Here is a 703-nt window from a genome sequence, read left to right as displayed (position 1 = left end):
CTATAATGGTATCTTTAACTTTGGCAAAATAAATATAACCGCCTTTGTCGATGATGTTTTCTTTACAATTCGACAAAACCTCTTCGTCGTGGGGCTCTACCACAAAATATTTTTTTAGCCATGCCACATTCAAATCTTTAAATGTAGTGGCATATTCTGTTTTGAATGGGATAATTTCAACATTCATCTATTTTCGTATAAAATCTGACACCAGATAGGCAATGGACTTCCCTGTTAATGCTTTTTCAGCCTCACTGTTCATGTCGGGTGCGGCTTCACAAATATGCAAATAAGCAATATTTTTACTTTTCTTACTCTTAAAAATAATTTCCCTGACGGTATTCAGGGCCATTCCGGAACTGGTTCTCGCACTACTGGGCATATTGGTGACCGAATCCATGTCTATTTCGAGTCCGAAACGGGAGGTTTTTACAAAATCCAAAGCTTCGTTGAGTTCAAATTCAAAACCTTTTTCTTTTCTAACGAACAATTCTTCAAAAGTGTTGAACCGGATCTGCTTTTCTTTGGATATGGTTTTAAATACCTTTTTTGAAGTATAGTTTTCATGCAAGCCAAAAACGAAATAATGATCGAGGAAACCCTCGTGAAACGCATACGAAAAACCATTACCGCTATGTCTGCCTTCACGGTTCCTAAAATCGGTATGGGCGTCGATATTCAAACAGTTAACAGCCTTTCCAAG

Annotated in this window: 1 protein-coding gene and 1 pseudogene; both read right to left on the bottom strand. The window is 37.6% G+C overall.

Translation table 11 applies throughout. The annotated features are described in order from the left end of the window. Positions 1-187: pseudogene (locus tag MKP05_RS22035) on the bottom strand (hypothetical protein); the annotation flags it as partial. Further along, on the bottom strand, positions 188-703 hold a 516-nt coding region (locus MKP05_RS22030), incomplete at its 5' end, for an arginase family protein (protein WP_240570140.1). It lies immediately after the preceding pseudogene.

Source organism: Halomonas flagellata, assembly GCF_022487945.1.
GTDB classification, from domain to species: domain Bacteria; phylum Pseudomonadota; class Gammaproteobacteria; order Pseudomonadales; family Halomonadaceae; genus Halomonas; species Halomonas flagellata.
The sequence above is the reverse complement of the archived record's forward strand: the minus strand, read 5'-3'. Positions and strand labels throughout refer to the sequence as shown.